Origin of the sequence: Streptomyces globisporus, assembly GCF_003501885.1 — a bacterium.
Lineage (GTDB): Bacteria > Actinomycetota > Actinomycetes > Streptomycetales > Streptomycetaceae > Streptomyces > Streptomyces globisporus_D.
The window spans coordinates 1-19156 of the sequence record NZ_QWFA01000028.1 but is presented as its reverse complement, the minus strand read 5'-3'; the positions used below and the strand labels follow the sequence as shown (position 1 = coordinate 19156).

The following is a 19156-nucleotide window of genomic DNA, read 5'->3' as shown; positions in this document are numbered from 1 at the left end:
TCACTCAACGAATTTCATCGATCTGGGGTTGCGAGACAGACGAGGAGCGGTGCATGGTGGGTGCGTGGCCAGTCGCAGCGCAGACTCCAGGACAGGGAACGGATCACCGTCGGCGGTCGATGCCGTCTCCCTCGCAATCATCGAGCAGCTCCAGGAGGACGGACGGCGTCCGTACGCCGCGATCGGCAAGGCCGTGGGCCTCTCCGAAGCGGCTGTGCGCCAGCGCGTCCAGAAGCTGCTCGACCAGGGCGTGATGCAGATCGTCGCCGTCACGGACCCGCTCACCGTGGGACTCCGGCGCCAGGCGATGGTCGGCATCAATGTCGAGGGCGACCTCGATCCGGTGGCCGAAGCCCTGTCGGCCATGGCCGAGTGCGAGTACGTGGTCATGACCGCGGGCTCCTTCGACCTGATGGTGGAGATCGTCTGCGAGGACGACGACCACCTGCTGGAGACGATCAACAAACGCATCCGGACCCTTCCCGGCGTGCGCTCCACCGAGAGCTTCGTTTATCTGAAGCTCAAGAAGCAGACCTATATGTGGGGAACCCGATAGCCGTGAGCAAGGACCTCAGCCGAACCGCGTACGACCACCTGTGGATGCACTTCACCCGCATGTCGGACTACGAGAACGCGCCCGTTCCCACCATCGTGCGTGGCGAGGGAACGTACATCTTCGACGACAAGGGCAAGCGCTACCTGGACGGCCTCTCCGGCCTGTTCGTGGTCAACGCCGGTCACGGTCGTCACGAGCTCGCCGAGACGGCGTACAAGCAGGGCCAGGAGCTCGCCTTCTTCCCGGTGTGGTCCTACGCCCATCCGAAGGCCGTCGAGCTGGCCGAGCGGCTCGCCGACTACGCCCCGGGCGACCTCAACAAGGTCTTCTTCACCACCGGTGGCGGCGAGGCCGTCGAGACCGCCTGGAAGCTGGCCAAGCAGTACTTCAAGCTCAAGGGCCAGCCCACCAAGTACAAGGTCATCTCGCGGGCGGTCGCCTACCACGGCACCCCGCAGGGCGCGCTGTCCATCACCGGCCTCCCGGCCCTGAAGGCCCCCTTCGAGCCGCTGGTCCCCGGCGCGCACAAGGTGCCGAACACCAACATCTACCGCGCCCCGCTCTTCGGCGACGACCCGGAGGCCTTCGGCCGCTGGGCCGCCGACCAGATCGAGCAGGAGATCCTCTTCGAGGGCCCCGAGACCGTCGCGGCCGTCTTCCTGGAGCCCGTGCAGAACGCGGGCGGCTGCTTCCCGCCGCCGCCCGGCTACTTCCAGCGGGTCCGCGAGATCTGCGACAAGTACGACGTGCTGCTCGTCTCCGACGAGGTCATCTGCGCCTTCGGCCGGCTCGGCACGATCTTCGCCTGCGACAAGTTCGGCTACGTACCGGACATGATCACCTGCGCGAAGGGCATGACCTCGGGCTACTCCCCGATCGGCGCCTGCATCGTCTCGGACCGGATCGCGGAGCCGTTCTACGAGGGCGGCAACACCTTCCTGCACGGCTACACCTTCGGCGGCCACCCGGTCTCCGCGGCCGTGGGCCTCGCCAACCTCGACATCTTCGAGCGCGAGAACCTCAACCAGCACGTCCTCGACAACGAGAACGCCTTCCTCACCACGCTCCAGAAGCTGCACGACCTGCCGATCGTCGGCGACGTCCGCGGCAACGGGTACTTCTACGGCATCGAGCTGGTGAAGGACAAGGCGACCAAGGAGACGTTCACCGACGAGGAGACCGAGCGCGTCCTGTACGGCTTCCTCTCCAAGGCGCTGTTCGAGAACGGCCTCTACTGCCGGGCCGACGACCGTGGCGACCCGGTCATCCAGCTCGCGCCGCCGCTGATCTCCGACCAGTCCACGTTCGACGAGATCGAGGGCATCCTGCGGACCGTCCTCACGGAGGCGTGGTCGAAGCTCTGACCGCCACCAGGTCCCCCGGCCGATAGCCGCCCAGCGGTCATTTCATCGGTCCACGCGGCCCGGATACGCCCCTTCGAGTGAGAAGGGGCGTATCCGGGCCGCGTGCCGTGCTCCCGGACCGGTCCGACTATCTACGGTGCCCAGTGACCGATCGGCCGCGTCTTCGTTCCCCCGTACGGGGGAACGGGAAATCTGACCTGAACCGAGGTGTACGCCATGGTGGCCCCGCCGGACAACGACGTGATCTGGGCGCGTTCACTGCACCACTCCCACAACGGATCGCCCGGTCTCGGCGGTGTCTCCATCGGCGTCCGGGACGCGGAGATCCTCGCCGTGACCGGACCGCGCGGCAGCGGGAAGACGACGCTGCTGCACTGCCTCTCGGGCCGGCTCGTGCCCCAGGAGGGCGAGGTCTGGTTCAACAGCGTCCCCGTCCACACCATGGCCCCCCGGGTACGCGAACAGCTGCGCCGCGAGCGCTTCGGCTGGATCTCCGCCGATCCCGAGCTGGTCCCGGAGCTGACCGTCTGGGAGAACACCGCGCTGCCCCTGCTGCTGCGCGGCGTCTCGCACCGGGCCGCCAGAAAGGCCGCCACCGAGTGGCTGGAGCGCCTGGACATCGCCGCTTTCGCCAAGAAGCGGCCGCACGCCCTGCTCCAGGCGCAGCGCCAGCGGATCTCCGTGGCCCGCGCCCTGTGCGGCGCGCCGACCGTGATCTTCGCGGACGAGCCCACCGCGACCCTGCACCGCGCCGACCGCGCCCAGGTGCTGCGCACCTTCACCACGGCGGCCCGCTCGCACGGCATCACCGTTGTGCTGGCCACCCATGACGCGGAGGTCTCCGCGCTCGCCGACCGGACCGTGCCCATGCTGGACGGCCGCTGCGTCGCCACCGTCACCCTGCCTTCGAAACCGGAAGCGGAGGGCCGCGCGGCGTGCTCGCTCTCCGTCTAGCCCGCGGTTCCCATCCCCTCGTCCTGGTCCGGCGGCTGCTGGTGGCCGCCGCGTCGGCCGGTGTCGGATTCCTCCTCCTGTGCGCCCTCGGGTACGCCGCGGCGCACCCGGCGTCCGCCGGTTCGGTGCTGCGGCTGCTGTGGTGCTTCGTCCCGCTGGCCGCGACCGTGCAGTTCGCCGTGGCGGTGGCCCGGACCGACCCGAGCACCCGGCCCCGGCCGGGCCTCTCCTCGCTGGGCCTCGGCCCGGTCCGGCTGTCCGCGCTGGCCGCGGTCTCCACGGCCGTCTCGACCACGCTCGGCTCGATGGTGGCTCTGCTCTTCTTCCTGCATCTGCGCGGCGATCTGACCGGGATGCCGTTCGACGGGGGCGCGGCGGAGTTCCTCGGCGCGGGCACGCCGCTGCCGCTGGCCGCCGCCCTGATGCTGCTGGCGCTCGTGCCGGTGGCCGCGTCGACGGCGAGCGCGCTGGCGCTGCGGTCGCGGCCCGACCCGGCGCGGGACACCTTCGGCTCCGAGGAGCTGCCGGAGCCCGCACCGGCCCCGGCCGGACTCCCGTGGGGCGTGGCGCTGACGGCGGCCGGACTCGCGGTCGAGGCGATCGCCTCCCGGGGTGCGGCGGGGAACGCGTTCCCGCTGCCCGGACGGTACGACTCCACCCCGGTGGCAGTGCTGATCGGGTGGACGCTGACCGCGATCGGCCTGGCGATGGCAGGCCCGAGCCTGACGTATCTGTGCGGCCGGGCGCTTCAGGCGGTGCGCCCCGGGGCCGTACGGCTGCTGGCGGGCCGGGTCCTGATGGACGAGGCGCGCCGCATCGGCCGCCCGCTCGGCATCGTCTGCGCCGTGCTGTCCGCGGGCATCGCCGCTTCGGCGCTGTACGGGGGTGACGAGCGCCCGTACGGTCCGCTCACCGCACTCGGCGCGGTCCTGGTCCTCGGCTGTACGACGGCGACGCTGCTGACCTCGGCGCTGGAGGCCAAGCACGCCCGCGCCCACACCGCGCAGGCGCTGCTCAGGATGGGCGCTCCGGCGGCCACGCTGCGCCGGGCGACGCTGCTGCGGGCGGGCGCGCTGCTGGCCCTGTTCGCCCCGCTGACCTGGGTGATCGCGCAGCTCGCGGCGCTTCCGCTGGCGTAGTTCAGGGGTGGGAGGCGAGGCGGTCGGCCAGCGCGTCGAAGAAGGCCTCCCAGCCGTCCTCGGCCGCCGCGTACTGCTCGGGGGTGAGGTTCCCGCCGCGCTGCTGGAAGGCCAGTTCGGTCCGGCCGCCCCCGAGATCGCTGAAGGTGACGGTCACGGTCTCGCCCTCGGCGTCCTCGGGGGCGGAGCGGTCCTTCAGCGTGAAAACGAGCCCGTCGGGTTCACTGACCTCGTGGTAGACCCCGTGGAAGGGCATCTCGACGCCCGGCATCACGATGACCAGGCTCCACGAGCCCCCGGGCCGTACGTCCATCGCCACCCGGTCCAAAGGGACGTCCGCCTCTCCCCCGTACCAGGCGGCGAAGTCCTCCGGTGACGTCCAGGCGGCGAAGACCCGCTGCTGCGGGGCGTCGAGGACGCGGGTGAGGTCGATGCCCTCGCGGGTGCCACCGGTCATGGTTCACGGTCCTTCGTCGCTGCCACTGTCCCTGCCATGCTGTCGCTGTCGCTGTCGCTGTCGGTGCCGTACCACGTACGGGTACGGGGCCGGACCTCCAGCTTGCCGGGCCCGGAGCGCGATGTCGCGGCGTACGGCACGCGCTCCGGCTCGGCGGTCAGGGCCGCAGCAGTCCGGCGAGGGTGGCGTACGCGCTCTCCCACCCCCACGCCTCACGGACCCACGCCCGGCCCTTCTCCCCCATCGCCTCGGCCGCCGCCCGGTCCCGCAGCAGCGCGACGAGCCGGTCCGCGACCGCGGCCGTGTCCCGCCCGTCGACCAGGTGCCCGGTCTCCCCGTCCCGTACGGTGTCGGGCGCGCCGCCCGAGTCGCCGACGAGGACCGGCAGCCCGGCGGCCGCCGCCTCCAGGAAGACGATGCCGAGCCCCTCCACCTCCAGGCCGCCTCTGCGGGTGCGGCAGGGCATGGCGAAGACGTCGGCGGCCGCGTAGTGCTCCGGCATCTCCGGGTGGGGCCGCCCGCCGGCGAGGACCACCGCGTCCGCGACCCCGGTGTCGGCGGCCAGCCGGTGCAGGGTCCGGGCGTAGGGTCCGTCGCCGGTCAGCAGGAGTACGGCGTCGGGCACCGAGCGCAGGACGGCGGGGAGGGCGCGGATCAGGGTGTCCTGCCCCTTGCGCGGGACGAGCCGCGCCGCGCACAGGATCACCGGCCGGGCGCCGAGCCCGTACCGCTCGCGGACGCGCTTGCGCGCCCCGCGCGGCCCGTCGGCGGGCGCCGGTTCCCGTGCGCCGTCGCGCGCTCCCGGCCGTACGGCGAAGGCCTCCGCGTCCACGCCCGGTGCCAGTCGCACCATGCGGCGGACGGCGGCCGGGCCGAGCGCGGCGGCGATGGGGGCGCGGGTCGCCGCGCCGAGGTAGGTCACCGTGTCCGTGCGGTCGCCGATCCTCCGCAGCAGGGCCCGGGCCCCCGGGGTGCGGGCCCACCACACCTCATGCCCGTGCGTCGTGGCGACGGCCCGCCGCACCCCGCTCTCCCGGCGCAGCCGGTCCGCCATCAGCCCGAGCGGGGCGGCGGCCCCGAACCAGACGCTGTCGCATTCGTGGCGGCGGGCGAGTTCGGCCGCGCGGGCGGTGACGCGGGGGACGGGGAGCAGCATCCGGGCCGGGTCGCGCACCACGGGGTAGGGCAGGGCCGCGTCATGGGCGGCCGCCCCGGGTTCGGCGGAGGTGTAGACGACGACGGAGTCCGCGGGGAAGCGGTCGGTCATCGCCCGGACGAAGGTCTCGATACCGCCCTGGCGCGGCGGGAAGTCGTTGGTCACCACGAGGGTGCGGCTGCGGGTCATCAGGACACCTGCTTCCGTACGCGGAGGAGCCAGGGGTGGACGGGTGTCTCCCGGACCGCCGCCCACACCAGGAGGACCAGCGGGTGCACCAGGTAGCCGAAGCGGCTCGCAGGCATGAACGCGATGGCCAGGAGCAGCCCGAGCGCGATCCTCCCCGCCGCGTCGGCCGTCGTCGCCGGGGGCCGGAGGAGAAGGGAGAGGGCGAGGAGGAGGGCGCTCACCCCGAGCAGCAAGAGGGCAAGCGTGCGGCCGCCGGGAACGTGGGTGGCCAGCAGATGGCCGGGGAGCGGGCTCGCGGCGGACGAGACCGCGTCGGTCAGCCCGAGCGGGAAGTCGACGACATGGGCCCGGAAGGCTCCCGGGTCGCGCAGCGCGGCGGGCAGGACGAGAACAGCGGCGGTGAGCAGGACGACGAGCCCGCAGCGCGCGGCGGCGCGATCCGGGCGGCGGCCCTCCCCCCGATCCGCCGGGCAGCCCGCCGATCGGGAGGCCGCCGCGAGCAGGGCCAAGGCCACCGGAATCGCGGGCCAGGCCGTCCACTTGACGGCGGCGGCCGCGCCGAGCGCCAGTCCGGCCGCGTCCGCTCGTCCCCGCCCGGCGAGGGCGAGCCCGAGGCACATCAGCCCTACCACCGGCAGATCGACACCTCCGACCGCGAGCGGCAGCGCGACCAGCGGGCAGGCGGCGATCCACCGCAGCGGAGCGCAGCGGGACCCCGCCGGGAGGGCGAGCGCGAGCGCGCCGAGGAACGCCGCGCCCATCCACAGCCGTGGGTCGGTGAGCGGACCGGGCCCGGCCACGGCCTCCGGCAGACCGAAGACGGCCATGCCCGGGAGGTACGGGTTGAAGTCCGTCGGCACCACGGGATGTTGGAGGTAGGGCGTCCCCTCGGCGAGCAGGAGACCGGCCGACCGTGCGACCACCCGCACCTCCAACTGCGCCCGGTCCACGGCGAGAAGCCACAGCAGGGGCAGCAGCACCGCCCCGGCGACGGCGACCGCGCCTGCGGTACGGGGGCTCCGCCCGCGTGCGGTGAGCAGCGCGGCGGCCAGGTAGCCGAGCACGGCGGTGGCTCCCCAGACGCGGTGCGGTCCGAGCGAGGAGCAGGCGGCGAGCCCCAGCGCGGCGGCCGCGCACAACGCCCACCAGCAGGCGCCCCCGAGCAGCGGTGGCGGCTCGCGGTGCTGGTCAGGAGGGGTGAGGGGCGTGGTCGTTGCCATGGATCCGAGGCTAGGAACGGGCCGTTCACGGATCGTCACACCACTGTCCGGTCCTCGGGGTCAACCCGTGGCATGAGCCGACACCGGGAATTCCACCCGTACTCCGATGTGCCCGGCCCCGGCCGTGACGAAGAATCTCCGTATGACGCGCACCATCACGCCGGACCGCCCGGCTGCCGCCCCCGAAGCCCCGCCGCCGGTCCGCGAGGTGCGGCGACGGCTGCGGCACCGGGCGGCGGCCCCCTCGTACGCCTGGCTGACCGCGGCGGCACTGACGCTCTTCGCGGTGGTGGAGCTGGCCCTCGTACCGGGTTCGGCGATCACGGCGTTCGGGGTGGTGGTCTGTACGGCCTCGCTGGCGCTGCGGGCGACCTGGCCCGCCGTCGGGTTCCTGACCGTGGGCGCGGCCCTGCTGAGCTTCGCGACCGACGGCAACATGGCGTACGCGACCATCGCCGGGTCCCTGATCGGCTGCTACACCCTGGGGCGGCACCGGGTGCAGCACCCGGCGATCCTCGTGCTGGCCGGTTCGCTGGCGGCGCTGACGGTCAACCTGGTGCACATCGACCGGTGGGCCCGGGACGGCTCCCCGGGGCTGCCCGCGCTCCAGGGGACCGACCGGTTCAGTCTGGGGCTGTACGCCGAGACGCTGGTGCTGACGGTGATGATCCTGGGCGCGGTGAGCACGGGGGACGCGGTGCGGGCGCGCGAGGAGACCCGGCACACCCGGGCGGCCGCCCAGTCGCGGCTGCTGGAGATGGAGCGGCGGCAGGCGGCCGAGGCGGAACGGGCCGCGATAGCGAGGGAGTTGCACGACATGATCGCCCACTCGGTGTCGGTGATCGCGGTCCGGGCCGAGAGCGCCACGTACACGACACCGGACCTCTCACCTCCGGCGCGGGACGCCTTCCAGGAGATCGCGGGCACCGCACGTTCCTCGATGGCGGAGCTGCGGCGGCTGCTCGGAGTGCTGCGGACGGGCGACGCCACCTCACGAGCCCCGCTCACCGCCCCGCAGCCCTCGCTGGCCGGTCTCGACGACCTCCTCGGCCAGCACCGGGCGGTGGGCGGCGCTGCCGAGCTGCGGATCAGCGGCGAGCGGGTCCCGCTGCCCGCGTCCTGGGAGCTGTCGGCGTACCGGATCGTCCAGGAGGCCCTGACGAACGCCCGGCGGCACGCCCCGGGGGCGCACTCGGTCGTGGAACTCCACTACGGGCCGCGCCTGTTGACGGTCCGCGTGAGCGATGACGGGCCGGGCCCCGATCCGGCCGGCTGCACCGGGCGGGCGGGGCACGGGCTGGTGGGCATGGCCGAACGGGCCTCCCTGCTCGGCGGGGCGCTCACCACCGGCCGGGGTCCGGCCGGCGGCTTTCTCGTGGAGGCGGAGCTGCCGTGGTGATCCGGGTGCTGGTGGCCGACGACCAAGCCGTCGTACGTACGGCCTTCTCCGGTCTGCTGAACACGCAGGACGACATCGAAGTGGTCGGGGAGGCGGAGGACGGCGAACAGGCCGTGCTCGGCGCGGCCGAACTGCAACCCGATGTGGCCCTGTTGGACATCCGGATGCCCCGTCTCGGCGGTATCGACGCGGCGCGCGAGATCGTCGCGGCGTCGAACGGGGTGACCCGGGCGCTGATGCTGACGACGTTCGGCCTGGACGAGTACGTCTACGACGCCCTCTCCGCCGGAGCCAGCGGCTTCCTGCTGAAGGACGCGACCTTTCCCGAACTGCTGCACGCGGTACGGGTGGTGGCGGGCGGCCACGCCCTGCTGGCCCCCGAGATCACGGGGCGGCTCATCGCCGAGTTCGCCCGGCAGCGGGTCAGCGCTCCGCCGAAGCGCTCGATCGACGGGCTGACCGCGCGCGAGGCCGAGGTGCTCGTCCTGATCGCCCGGGGTCTGTCCAACGCGGACATCGCCGACCGGCTGACCATCACCGACCACACGGTGAAGACCCACATCAACCGGCTCTTCGCGAAGATGGGGCTGCGGGACCGGGCGCAGGCGGTGATCCTGGCGTACGAACTGGGTCTGGTGGTGGCGGGGAACTCAGGCCCCTGAAGGCATCCCGGCCCCTGCCAGCACCACCGTCTCCGCCGCGTCGAAGCGGACGCCCACGACCGCGCCCTCGTCCGGGGTGTCCCGCAGGGCGCATTCGGCCTCCAGCACCGGTGCGTTCTCGGGCAGCAGCCGTACGGTCACGTGGTTCCCCCGGAAGGTGCGGACGCCGACCGTGCAGCGCAGGCCGTCCTCGGGAGCTCCGATCCGGACCCCGACGGGCCGGACCAGCAGGTCGACCTCGCCCTGCGGGGAGCCCTCGGGCACCGGGACCTTGCCCCAGGCGGTGGCGGCGGCCTGGCCGGTGACGGTCGCGGCGGTGACGTTGTCGAAGCCGAGGAACCGGGCGACGAACGCGGAGGCGGGGCACTGCCAGACGTCCAGCGGGGTGCCTTCCTGCGCGATCCGGCCGTCCCGCATCACGACGACCCGGTCGGCGAGCGCGAACGCCTCGCCCTGGTCGTGTGTGACGGCCAGCACGGTCGTCCCCAACTCCTGGAAGAGCGTACGGAGTTCAACAACGAGCCGTTCACGCAGGCTCCGGTCGAGCTGGCCGAGGGGCTCGTCGAGCATCAGGAGCTTCGGGCGCGGGGCGAGCGCGCGGGCCAGGGCGACGCGCTGCTGTTCGCCGCCGGAGAGCGCGGCGACGGCACGGCGTTCGGCTCCCGGCAGGCCGACCAGCTCCAGGAGTTCACGGACCCGGGCGTCCGTCTCGGCCCGCCCGGTGCCGTGCATGCGCAGCCCGAAGGCGACGTTGGAGCCGACGTCCCGGTGCGGGAAGAGCTGGTGGTCCTGGAACATCAGGCCGAGCCCGCGCCGGTGCACCGGGACGCCCGCCTGGTCCTGTCCGTCCAGCAGGACCCGGCCGCCGTCCATGGGCTGGAGCCCGGCGACGGCCCGCAGCAGGGTGGACTTGCCGCTGCCGCTGGGCCCGAGGACACACACGATCCGGTGGTCGGCGACCTCCAGGTCGACCGCGTCGAGCGCGGCCCGTTCCCCGAACCGTACGGTGGCTTCCCGCAAGCTCAGCATGTCGTTCAGAACTCCCCGGATCGGTCGGTGCGGATACGCTCCAGGAGCAGCAGCGACACCGCGCACACCAGCATCAGAATCGTGCTCAGGGCCATCGCCTGCCCGTAGTTGAGCTCCCCCGACCGCCCCAGCAGCCGGGCCACGGCGACCGGCAGGGTCGGGTTGTCGGGCCGCGCGATGAAGACCGTCGCACCGAACTCCCCGAGGGAGACGGCGAACGCGAAGCCCGCCGCGACCAGCACCGCCCGTCGCACCAGCGGCAGATCGACCTCCCGCCAGGCCCGCAGCGGCGATGCCCCGAGCACGGCGGCGGCCTCCCGCAGCCGGTCGTCGACGGCCCGCAGCACGGGCAGCATGGTCCGTACGACGAAGGGGACGCCGACCAGCGCCTGGGCCAGCGGGACCAGGATCCAGGAGGTCCGCAGGTCGAGCGGCGGCTTGTCCAGGGTGATCAGGAAGCCGAAGCCGACGGTCACGGCGGACACCCCGAGGGGCAACATCAGCAGCGCGTCGAAGCCCCGGACCAGCCGACCGGCCCGCCGGGTCAGGGCCGCCGCCGCGAGCCCGCCGATGACAAGGGCGATGAGCGTCGCGACGAGCGCGTACCGCAGGGAGTTGCCGACGGCCTCAAGCGGCGGCACCAGGAAGGTCGAGGAGCCGCCCGCCCCGACCGACTGGAGGGCCTCGTAGTAGCCGAAGCCGTAACCGCCAGGACCGTCTGCTCCGTCGAGGGATCGCTCCACCAGCACACCGAGCGGCAGCAGGATCAGCAGCAGCGCCGTGAGCAGTACGCCGCCGAGCAGCGCCCACTGTCCGGGTCCGCGCGGCCGGCGGGAGGTCTGCGCCGGGTCGACCAGCTTCAGCGCCCGTTCCCGGCGGCGTACGGTCGCGGCGTGCACGGCGAGGATTCCGCCGACCGCGGCGAACTGCACCAGGGTCAGCACGGCGGCGGTCGGCAGGTCCAGAAGCTGCGCGGTCTGCCGGTAGATCTCCACCTCCAGGGTGGAGTACGCCGGTCCGCCGAGGATCTGTACGACGCCGAAGGAGGTGAACGTGAAGAGGAAGACCATCAGCGCGGCCGCGGCCACGGCGGGGGCGAGCGCGGGCAGTGTCACCCGGCGGAACGCGGCGAAGCGTCCGGCCCCCAGCACCCGCGCGGCCTCTTCCTGGCGCGGGTCGAGCTGGGACCAGAGCCCGCCCACCGTGCGGACGACCACGGCGTAGTTGAAGAAGACGTGGGCCAGCAGGATCGCCCACACGGTGGTGTCGAGGCGGACGCCCCACAGCTCGTCGAGAAGCCCGCCGCGCCCGAGCAGCGCCAGGAAGGCGGTGCCGACGACGACGGTGGGCAGCACGAACGGCACGGTGACGACCGCTCGCAGCAGCTGCTTGCCCGGGAAGTCGAAGCGGGCGAAGACATACGCCCCGGGCAGGGCGATCAGCAGGGTGAGCGCGGTCGAGGCGAAAGCCTGCCAGGTGGTGAACCAGAGGACGTCGAGGATGTCCGGGCGGCTCAGCACCTCGCCGATCCGCCCGAACTGCCAGTCGCCCTCCGCCTTGAGTCCGCGGCCGACGATGGCGGTCACGGGATAGGCGAAGAACAGGGCGAAGAACGCGACGGGCACGGCCATCAGGCCGAGCCGCACCGCGGCCCCGCGCCGCCCGGACCCGCCACCGGCGGGCCGGGCGGCCTCCTTCTCGACGCCTACTTCAGGACCAGCGACTGCCACGACTGGATCCACTGCTCACGGTTGGCGGCGATCTTCTCGGGCGTGACGGTGGGAGGCGTGTCGACCCTCTCGCCGTGCTGCGTGAACAGCTCCGGCAGCTCGGCGTCCTTCACGACCGGGTTGACGAACATGTTCAGCGGCATGTCCTCCTGGAACGTCTTGCTGATCATGAAGTCCAGCAGCGCCTTGCCACCCGCCTCGTTCTTCGCCCCGGTCAGCAGCCCGGCGTATTCGGTCTGCCGGAAGCAGGTGCCGGTGGCGACCCCGGTGGGGGCCTCCTTCGGCTGCGGGTCGGCGTAGAGCACCTCGACGGGCGGGCTGGAGGCGTAGGAGACGACGAGCGGCCGGTCGGCCTTGGCCTTCTTGCCGCCGGCGGAGCCGGAGAACTCCTCGTTGTAGGCCTGCTCCCAGCCGTCGACGACCTTGACGCCGTTGGCCTTCAGCTTCTTCCAGTACGCCTCGTAGCCGTCCTCGCCCTCGGCGGCGATGGTGCCGAGGAGGAAGCCGAGACCGGGCGAGGAACTGGCCGCGTTCTCCGTGACGAGGAGGTTCTCGTACGCGGGCTTCAGCAGGTCCGCGAAGGTCTGCGGCGGGGCGAGCTTCTTGTCGGCGAAGTACTTCTTGTCGTAGTTGACGCAGATGTCACCGGTGTCGACGGGCGTGACGCGGTGCTTCTCGTCCGTCTGTGTGTCCGGCGCGACGCGGTCCAGGCCCTTGGCCTCGTACGCGGTGAACAGACCGTTGTCGAGGGCGCGGGAGAGCAGGGTGTTGTCGACGCCGAAGAAGACGTCGCCACGCGGAGAGCCCTTGGTCAGGATCTCCTGGTTGAGCGCGGCCCCGGCGTCGCCGCTCTTGAGGGTCTTGACCGTGTAGCCGGTCTCCTTCGTGAACGCCTTCAGCACGTCGTCCGAGACGTTGAAGGAGTCGTGGCTGACCAGGGTCACGGTCTTGGAGCCGCTGCCCTTGGACGCCCCGGAGCCCGACGGGCCCTCGTCGCTGCCGCAGCCGGCGAGCACGGTGACGCCGAGCGCCGCCGCGAGCGCGGTCGCCGCGCACTTCGTGGTGGTGTTCATGTGATTCCTCCTGGAGGTGACCAGGAAGAGACGCGGCCCCGCCCGCTGTCCGGCGAACCGGAAGCGGGCAGGGCGCAACAGCTTGAGTAAGGTCCGAACTTCCTACCCGGAATGACCCGGGCGAGGTTCAGAGGGTCTGCGGCCAACCTGTCCTTGGTGCCGCACTCTCAGCGCTGTGGCGCTCCCCTGTCGGAATATGAAGTTGATTTCGGCCCAGGCTACACCGGCGGTTTCCGGCCGAACCGGAGAGGCCCGGGAGTCCTGGGTCCTGTCCTAGCGCTCGGAGGCCGCCAGCTGACCGCAGGCCCCGTCGATCTCCTGACCGCGGGTGTCCCGGACGGTGACGGGCACGCCGTGGGCCGCGATGGCCTCGACGAACGCCTTCTCGTCCTCGGGGCGCGAGGCGGTCCACTTGGAGCCGGGCGTCGGGTTCAGCGGGATCAGGTTGACGTGCACCCGCTTGCCCTTGAGGAGCCGGCCGAGCAGGTCGCCGCGCCAGGCCTGGTCGTTGATGTCCCGGATCAGGGCGTACTCGATGGAGATCCGGCGGCCGGACTTCTCCGCGTACTCCCAGGCGGCGTCCAGGACCTCGCGGACCTTCCACCGGGTGTTGACGGGGACCAGGGTGTCGCGCAGCTCGTCGTCCGGGGCGTGCAGCGAGACGGCGAGGCGGCACTTGAACCCCTCGTCGGCGAAGCGCAGCATGGCCGGGACGAGGCCCACGGTGGAGACGGTGATCCCGCGCTGCGAGAGACCGAGGCCGTCCGGCTCCGGGTCGGTCAGCCGGCGGATGGCGCCGACGACCCGCTTGTAGTTGGCGAGCGGCTCGCCCATGCCCATGAAGACGATGTTGGACAGCCGGGCGGGACCGCCGGGCACCTCGCCGTCGCGCAGGGCGCGCATGCCGTCGACGATCTGGTGCACGATCTCTGCGGTCGACAGATTGCGGTCGAGGCCGGCCTGCCCGGTGGCGCAGAAGGGGCAGTTCATTCCGCAGCCGGCCTGCGAGGAGATACACATCGTGACGCGGTCCGGATAGCGCATCAGGACGGACTCGACGAGCGTCCCGTCGTGCAGCTTCCACAGGGTCTTGCGGGTGGTGTCGTCGTCGCAGCTGATGTGCCGGATCACGGACATCAGCTCGGGGAACAGCGCCTCGGCGAGCTTCTCCCGCGACGCGGCCGGGATGTTGGTCCACTCGGCCGGGTCGTGCGCGTACCGCGCGAAGTAGTGCTGCGAGAGCTGCTGGGCGCGGAACGGCTTCTCGCCGGTCGCGGCGACCGCTTCCTTGCGCTCGGCGGGCGTGAGGTCGGCGAGGTGCCGCGGCGGCTTCTTGGCTCCGCGGGGCGCGACGAAAGTGAGTTCTCCGGGCTTAGGCATGGTTCATCCAGTGTCGCAGACACGCCGAGGTGCCCCGGGCCGTCGCCCAGCTCAGCGACGACCCGGGCCGCACGGTGCCGGTCGTTGATGGTGGTTGTGGGTCGTTGTCGGCGGCCCTCCGACGGCCCACAGACGGCCCGGCACCAAGGTCCCGTCCGCAGGTCAGGGCCGCCGGTCGGCACTGTCGACGGGAACCGTACCGACGGCCAAGAGGTGCGAGCTGGCGGCGAGGAGTTCCGGGTACGGCTCTGCCATGCGGGCCGCGTCCATGGCTGAGGCGATCAGCTCCTCCGTGGGACCTTCGCCCGGCTGCTGTTCTGCCGCCTTCACCAGCGACCAGGCGGGGCCCTCGATGCCGAAGACCTGCACATCCTCCAGCCCGGAGGCGACCAGCTCAGTCACCAGCTCTTCGGCCCGGTGGAAGTACGACAGGGTGAACCCGCGCGCCCCGTCGTAGACCGCCGTCTCCAGAATCTTGGAGACGGAGTTGTGAATCCGTTCGGTGTGCAGGTGGGCGTACGTGACGTGCTCGAAGAGCGACGCATAGCGATTGATCGCGGCAGCGGCGACCAGCCCGCCGGGCTTGGCCACGCGGGAGGCTTCCGCGAGTGCCCGTCGCCGGTCGACCGGGTCGGGCAGGTGGTAGAGCGGCCCAAGCAGCTGCACGACGTCGAAGGTGTCGTCCGGCTCGGGCAGGTCGCGCGCGTCCCCGACGACCGCCGGGCACACCGCCGAAGCGGCCTCAACGTGACGGGGCACCGGATCTACCAGAGCTACGTCGTAGCCGTCCTTCACCAGCCATTCAGCGTGAATCCCGGTCCCCCCGCCCACGTCGAGCACACGCGCCGGCGCGGGGGGCAGAAAGCGTCGGAGGAGTTCCTGAGTTCTGACCAGTTCCATCCGACCGTCTGCCGAGCTGCGCAGGCGGCTGTCCTCGTTGACCGTCTCGCCATAGAACCGCATCACGGAGGGTGCCAATTCGAGATTCGACATGGTCGCAGTATCGTGTGTACCGGTGGACCAGTCCAGCGCAGGAAATAGGGGAAGCCATGGCAGTCCTGAAGTACGAAGAGATCGCAGAGTTCCTGCGCGCCCGCATCGCCGCTGGTGAGATCGCCCCCGGGGCCACGATTCCATCCGGCCGCGAATTGGCCGAGCAGTGGGATGTGTCACGAGCAACCGCCATCAAGGCCGTCGATGTACTGCGAAACGATGGCGTGGTCGTGGCCAAGCAGGGAACCGGGTTCGTCGTCACGGAAACGCCCGTGGCACGCCCCGCCGGCGCCCGCCGTGCGGGGTCGGCGCGCATCCTGGGAGGGATGCCGTTCCTGCGCGTAGGTGAGCCCGACTGGGCGGAACCCCCTGCCCGCGTCGCCGCCGCCCTCGGTCTCCCCCCCGGGACAACGGCGCTTCGGCGCGTTCGGGTCCTCCAGCTCCCGGACGGATCGCCGAACAGTTGCGTTGAGGCGTGGTTCCCCCCGGAGGTCGCGGAGGTGTCGCCGCGCCTTGCCGACACTCACCCGATCGCCGAAGGCACGACACGCTACATCCGGCGCCAGACCGGGCGGGCCCCGGCCGAAGGCGTTGACGTCACCACCGTGCGCGGCGCGTCGGAGACGGAGGCGGAACGCTTGGGGGTGCCGCAGGGCGCACCAGTAGCCGTGCTGCTGCACACGGCGTACGACGAACAAGGGAAGCCGCTGGTCTGTGAGGAGGGCGTCACACCCTCCTCGCTCTTCGAGCAGGTGGACACCTACGCCATGTAGGCACTCAACGAGCAACAGAGACGGCTGGACCGGTCCACCGGTTCAGCTTTTTTTGTCGCTAGGAAATGCCTCCTCACCTGCACTTTCCCTCGCAACGAAGCAGCGGCACACAGATTCATCGCTTGACTGGACCGGTCCACCGGTCCAGTCTCTTGTTGTGGCCACCGCCCGATCCGGAACTTTCGGAAGAGGGCGGTGACCCACGCAGAAGAGGGCCTTCTTTGGGCTGCTTCGACCTGCACGACTGGGCGTCACGTCTTCGGATGCGACGCCAAGGGGCCCGTGAGAGATCGGGCCGAGGGTCCCGGATCCCTGGTCAACCGGAGGGCTTAGACCGAAAGGTCACGTCTCCATACGCCTACCCGGGAGCTCGTGTTCCCGAAGGAGACATCTGCACGTCAAGACCATCCGCAGTGCCCATGACCGCTGCGGCCGGTTGCCTCCCCCGCCCGTCCGCCCCTCTGGGGTCGTACGGGCGGGGCTGAGGGGAGCCGGTTCCTGGTTCCAACGGCGAGAACCCCCGGAGCAGCAACTCCGGGGGTTCGTGTTGAGCCGTTCCTTCCTGAGAGGAACAGACCCATGAAGAGCATCGCAGCACTTCAGGCGGCCGTTACGGGCGCTGCCCCGTTCGACGGTGAGCCGTCGGACGCCGATCTGGACGCGATCGAGACGGAGATGCCCGCCATTCTGGCGGACGTCGACCTGCTGGACGCGCAGATCATGACCATCGACCGCACCCCGACCGAGCTGGACCACCAGCGCATCCGCCGGGCCCGCCGCCGGGTGCTGGCTGCCCGCCGTGACCTGGCAAACACGCGGACCGCTGGGGAGGTGGCGTGATGTCGCTGCTTCCCGAGGCCCGCATGGTCCTGGACGTGTCAGGGACCTGGAAGCTGTTTGTCCTGACCGGCTACGAGCCGCGAGAGTGGCCGGTGCACGGCTTCAACCGCGCCGAGCCCGTCCCGACCGTTCACGAGCGCGTGGCCGTTCTGGCCGCTCTCGGCTACGAGGCCCGGGGCGGGGCCGAGTGGAAGTGGGACGCCACCCCCGCGCCCCGGCGGAGGATGTTCGCCAAGATCCCCGTCCGCCCGGTGGCCGACCGTTCCGCTGCAACGTCGTCGGGCGGTGCGGTATGAGCGCGCCGACGATGAGCGGGCTGTCCGCCGCGGTCACCGCGCTGGCCTCACTGATGGCCCGGTTCCCGGACCTGCCGGCCGTCGACGTCCACGTCTCCACCATCTTCCCCGACCAGCTGGAGCTGTCGGCGCACAACGACCTGGCCGCGTTCGAGGCGTGGCGTGAGGCCCTGGACATCACCCCCGGGGCCGTTGTTCACAAGGTTCAGAGCCGGGGCACAACCCGCGTCCTGGACGCTCATGCCGTGTTCACGGGGGCCCGGCTGCGCTTGGTCGGCTACTCCGTGATCCCGGCGCCCGTGGCGGGTCTGGAGGTGGCGTCGTGAACGCTGTTCAGATCCGTTCAGCGGAACGCGCCCTGTCAGTCGGGACGTGGTTGATCGTGGGCGGGGCGATGCTGTTCTCCATCCTCACGGTGACGCCGCTGATGGAGCGCCACAGTCCGAAGGGGTGGGAGTGGACGGCCCCGATCCTCCCTCTCGTCGTGGACGCGGCGGTCGTGATTGTGGTGCGGCTGGATGCGGTCCTGGCCGGGATGGGCGGGCACGGTGGCCGGTGGCCCATCGCCCTGCGGTGGATGACCGGCTTCATGACCCTGGCCCTGAACGTCGCGGACTCCGCGCTCAAGAAAGACCTGGTCGGGGCCGCTGTCCACGCGGTCGCACCGCTCCTTCTGATCGTCACCGCAGAGACCGGACTCGCCTACCGGCGGGCCATCACCACCGCCCAGGCAGCCCGCGAAGCCCAGCTCAAAGTCGAGCGCGCCGAGCGCGAGCAGGCCGCCACCGAGCGCCGTGAGGCACAGCAGCGGCGGCAGCGTGAGGAGCGGGAGCACGCGGCCCAGTTGGCCCGTGAACAGCGCGAGCACGAAGCGCTGATCGCCCGTGAACAGACCGCCCGGGAAGAGGCTGCGCGGCGTGAGGAACGCGAGCGGGCTGAGGCTCGGGAGCGTGCCGAGCGGGAGGCCCGTGAACGCCGTGAACAGATGCGTGAACAGCAGCAGGCCGAGCGTGAACGCCTCGAACGCGAAGCTGCCCAGCGCCGCGAGCGGGACCGGTTGGAGCGCGAGCAGCAGGCGCGCCGACAGCAGCAGGAGCGGGCCGAGCGTGAGGCCCGTGAACGCGCGGCGCTGCTGTCCGCTGGTCCGGTGAACGAGAAGCTCCCCGAGGACAAAGCCCGGCTCGTCGTCCACGCCTCCTTCGGTGAAGGGCTGCCCGTCCGGGCGGCTGCGGACCTGTGCGGCTGGTCGACCGGGTGGGTCTCCGCCCGCTACCAGGAACACCGCGACGGGGCCGGGCTCGTCCTTGAGGGCGCGTCGTCATGAGCGCCCTGCCCTGCTACCGGTGGCGTCTCGCCCCGGACGGGTTGGCCACCCGCCGTCAGCTCCGAGCGCTGGGGCTGCGGCCGGGAGGTCAGGACGTAGCCGCTCAGCTTGAGCGGCCACGGCGTCGCCGTGGGCCGCTGGTCGCCTACCTCTACCGGGTCGACCGGGCCAAGCCCGTACGCCCCATGACCCCGGCCCGCACCGCCGCACTCGCTGCGGCGATGCGGGCCCGCCGCACCTGCCCCACCTGCCGCACCGACGCCGGGTACTGCATCCCGCGCTCGCTCGGCATGTGCGTCACCTGCCACGACACCCCCAAGCCGACCGAAGAACGAGGAGAGGAACCCGCCATGGACATGGACGCATACGAGCAGCGGCAGGCCGAGCTGGAGCAGATGCACGCCGACTACGAGGCGATCGACGCCGCCGAGTACGCCCAGTTCAACGACGAGATGGACGCCCGCGACGCCCAGCGCAACCAGCACTGATCGACCGCCCCGGAACACGGCGTGAGGCTGCCGGATCGACTCCGGCCCGGGGCACTCCCGCACTGTCCAACCGACCGGATCGGAGAAAGGCAATGCAGCACCTCCCCACCCCCGCCATACAGGTCCCCCCGGGC

At 71.7% G+C, this 19156-nt stretch carries 19 protein-coding genes and 1 pseudogene; 12 read left to right on the top strand and 8 right to left on the bottom strand.

What is annotated here, in order from left to right:
* Positions 1 to 64: 64 nt before the first annotated feature.
* The 4 genes from D3105_RS07220 to D3105_RS07205 all read left to right on the top strand — a co-directional run bounded on the left by D3105_RS07220 (position 65) and on the right by D3105_RS07205 (position 4013).
* A complete protein-coding gene (locus D3105_RS07220; protein WP_069739311.1) occupies positions 65 to 556 on the top strand; it encodes an Lrp/AsnC family transcriptional regulator in 492 nt (163 codons plus the stop codon).
* A complete protein-coding gene (locus D3105_RS07215; protein ID WP_118901114.1) occupies positions 541 to 1920 on the top strand; it encodes an aspartate aminotransferase family protein in 1380 nt (459 codons plus the stop codon). Before D3105_RS07220 ends, D3105_RS07215 begins: the two co-directional genes overlap by 16 nt.
* A gap of 216 nt (positions 1921 to 2136) precedes the next feature.
* Positions 2137 to 2874, top strand: coding sequence for an ABC transporter ATP-binding protein (locus tag D3105_RS07210; RefSeq protein ID WP_118901164.1), 738 nt, complete (start codon positions 2137 to 2139; stop codon positions 2872 to 2874).
* Complete coding sequence (locus D3105_RS07205; protein WP_118901112.1) at positions 2856 to 4013, top strand: hypothetical protein; 1158 nt, start codon at positions 2856 to 2858, stop codon at positions 4011 to 4013. The genes D3105_RS07210 and D3105_RS07205 overlap by 19 nt, the downstream gene beginning before the upstream one ends.
* A gap of 1 nt (position 4014) precedes the next feature.
* Here D3105_RS07205 and D3105_RS07200 read toward each other — a convergent pair whose 3' ends face one another.
* The 3 genes from D3105_RS07200 to D3105_RS07190 form a co-directional block, all read right to left on the bottom strand.
* Positions 4015 to 4470: an SRPBCC family protein gene (locus tag D3105_RS07200; protein ID WP_118901110.1), complete on the bottom strand. Its 456-nt coding sequence runs from the start codon at positions 4468 to 4470 to the stop codon at positions 4015 to 4017.
* 157 nt (positions 4471 to 4627) lie between these two features.
* Complete coding sequence (locus tag D3105_RS07195) at positions 4628 to 5815, bottom strand: glycosyltransferase family 4 protein (protein ID WP_118901108.1); 1188 nt, start codon at positions 5813 to 5815, stop codon at positions 4628 to 4630.
* Positions 5815 to 7035 (bottom strand): DUF2029 domain-containing protein, encoded by a 1221-nt coding sequence (locus D3105_RS07190; protein ID WP_118901105.1) that lies wholly within the window; start codon positions 7033 to 7035, stop codon positions 5815 to 5817. Before D3105_RS07190 ends, D3105_RS07195 begins: the two co-directional genes overlap by 1 nt.
* A gap of 142 nt (positions 7036 to 7177) precedes the next feature.
* Between D3105_RS07190 and D3105_RS07185 the strand changes: the two genes are divergently transcribed.
* On the top strand, positions 7178 to 8434 hold the full coding sequence (locus D3105_RS07185; RefSeq protein ID WP_118901162.1) for a sensor histidine kinase: 1257 nt from the start codon (positions 7178 to 7180) through the stop codon (positions 8432 to 8434).
* On the top strand, positions 8428 to 9096 hold the full coding sequence (locus tag D3105_RS07180) for a response regulator (RefSeq protein WP_118901103.1): 669 nt from the start codon (positions 8428 to 8430) through the stop codon (positions 9094 to 9096). The genes D3105_RS07185 and D3105_RS07180 overlap by 7 nt, the downstream gene beginning before the upstream one ends.
* On the opposite strand, the gene D3105_RS07175 is transcribed toward D3105_RS07180, so the two are convergent.
* The 5 genes from D3105_RS07175 to D3105_RS07155 form a co-directional block, all read right to left on the bottom strand.
* Positions 9085 to 10125 (bottom strand): ABC transporter ATP-binding protein, encoded by a 1041-nt coding sequence (locus tag D3105_RS07175; RefSeq protein ID WP_118901101.1) that lies wholly within the window; start codon positions 10123 to 10125, stop codon positions 9085 to 9087. The genes D3105_RS07180 and D3105_RS07175 overlap by 12 nt on opposite strands.
* A 5-nt stretch (positions 10126 to 10130) precedes the next feature.
* Positions 10131 to 11756 (bottom strand): ABC transporter permease, encoded by a 1626-nt coding sequence (locus tag D3105_RS07170; protein ID WP_118901160.1) that lies wholly within the window; start codon positions 11754 to 11756, stop codon positions 10131 to 10133.
* Between the two features lie 74 nt (positions 11757 to 11830).
* Entirely contained in the window at positions 11831 to 12928 is a 1098-nt protein-coding gene (locus D3105_RS07165) for a thiamine ABC transporter substrate-binding protein (RefSeq protein WP_118901099.1), read from the bottom strand.
* A 273-nt stretch (positions 12929 to 13201) separates the two neighbouring features.
* Positions 13202 to 14308, bottom strand: a complete 1107-nt coding sequence (rlmN, locus tag D3105_RS07160; RefSeq protein WP_030715656.1) for a 23S rRNA (adenine(2503)-C(2))-methyltransferase RlmN — start codon at positions 14306 to 14308, stop codon at positions 13202 to 13204.
* A 162-nt stretch (positions 14309 to 14470) separates the two neighbouring features.
* Positions 14471 to 15301 (bottom strand): class I SAM-dependent methyltransferase, encoded by an 831-nt coding sequence (locus tag D3105_RS07155; RefSeq protein WP_118901096.1) that lies wholly within the window; start codon positions 15299 to 15301, stop codon positions 14471 to 14473.
* A 56-nt stretch (positions 15302 to 15357) separates the two neighbouring features.
* Here D3105_RS07155 and D3105_RS07150 point away from each other — a divergent pair, with 56 nt between their 5' ends.
* The 6 genes and pseudogenes from D3105_RS07150 to D3105_RS07125 form a co-directional block, all read left to right on the top strand.
* Complete coding sequence (locus D3105_RS07150; RefSeq protein ID WP_118901094.1) at positions 15358 to 16074, top strand: GntR family transcriptional regulator; 717 nt, start codon at positions 15358 to 15360, stop codon at positions 16072 to 16074.
* 579 nt (positions 16075 to 16653) lie between these two features.
* On the top strand, positions 16654 to 16914 hold the full coding sequence (locus tag D3105_RS07145) for a DUF6284 family protein (protein WP_118901092.1): 261 nt from the start codon (positions 16654 to 16656) through the stop codon (positions 16912 to 16914).
* A complete protein-coding gene (locus D3105_RS07140) occupies positions 16914 to 17210 on the top strand; it encodes a DUF6303 family protein (protein ID WP_118901089.1) in 297 nt (98 codons plus the stop codon). The genes D3105_RS07145 and D3105_RS07140 overlap by 1 nt, the downstream gene beginning before the upstream one ends.
* Positions 17207 to 17536 carry a hypothetical protein gene (locus tag D3105_RS07135; RefSeq protein ID WP_118901086.1) on the top strand — a complete coding sequence of 110 codons (330 nt, stop codon included), beginning with the start codon at positions 17207 to 17209 and terminating at the stop codon, positions 17534 to 17536. Before D3105_RS07140 ends, D3105_RS07135 begins: the two co-directional genes overlap by 4 nt.
* On the top strand, positions 17533 to 18534 hold the full coding sequence (locus D3105_RS07130) for a DUF2637 domain-containing protein (protein ID WP_118901084.1): 1002 nt from the start codon (positions 17533 to 17535) through the stop codon (positions 18532 to 18534). The genes D3105_RS07135 and D3105_RS07130 overlap by 4 nt, the downstream gene beginning before the upstream one ends.
* Positions 18531 to 18848, top strand: a pseudogene (locus D3105_RS07125) (RRQRL motif-containing zinc-binding protein); the annotation flags it as partial. The gene D3105_RS07130 and the pseudogene D3105_RS07125, both read left to right, overlap by 4 nt.
* Between the last annotated feature and the right edge of the window lie 308 nt (positions 18849 to 19156).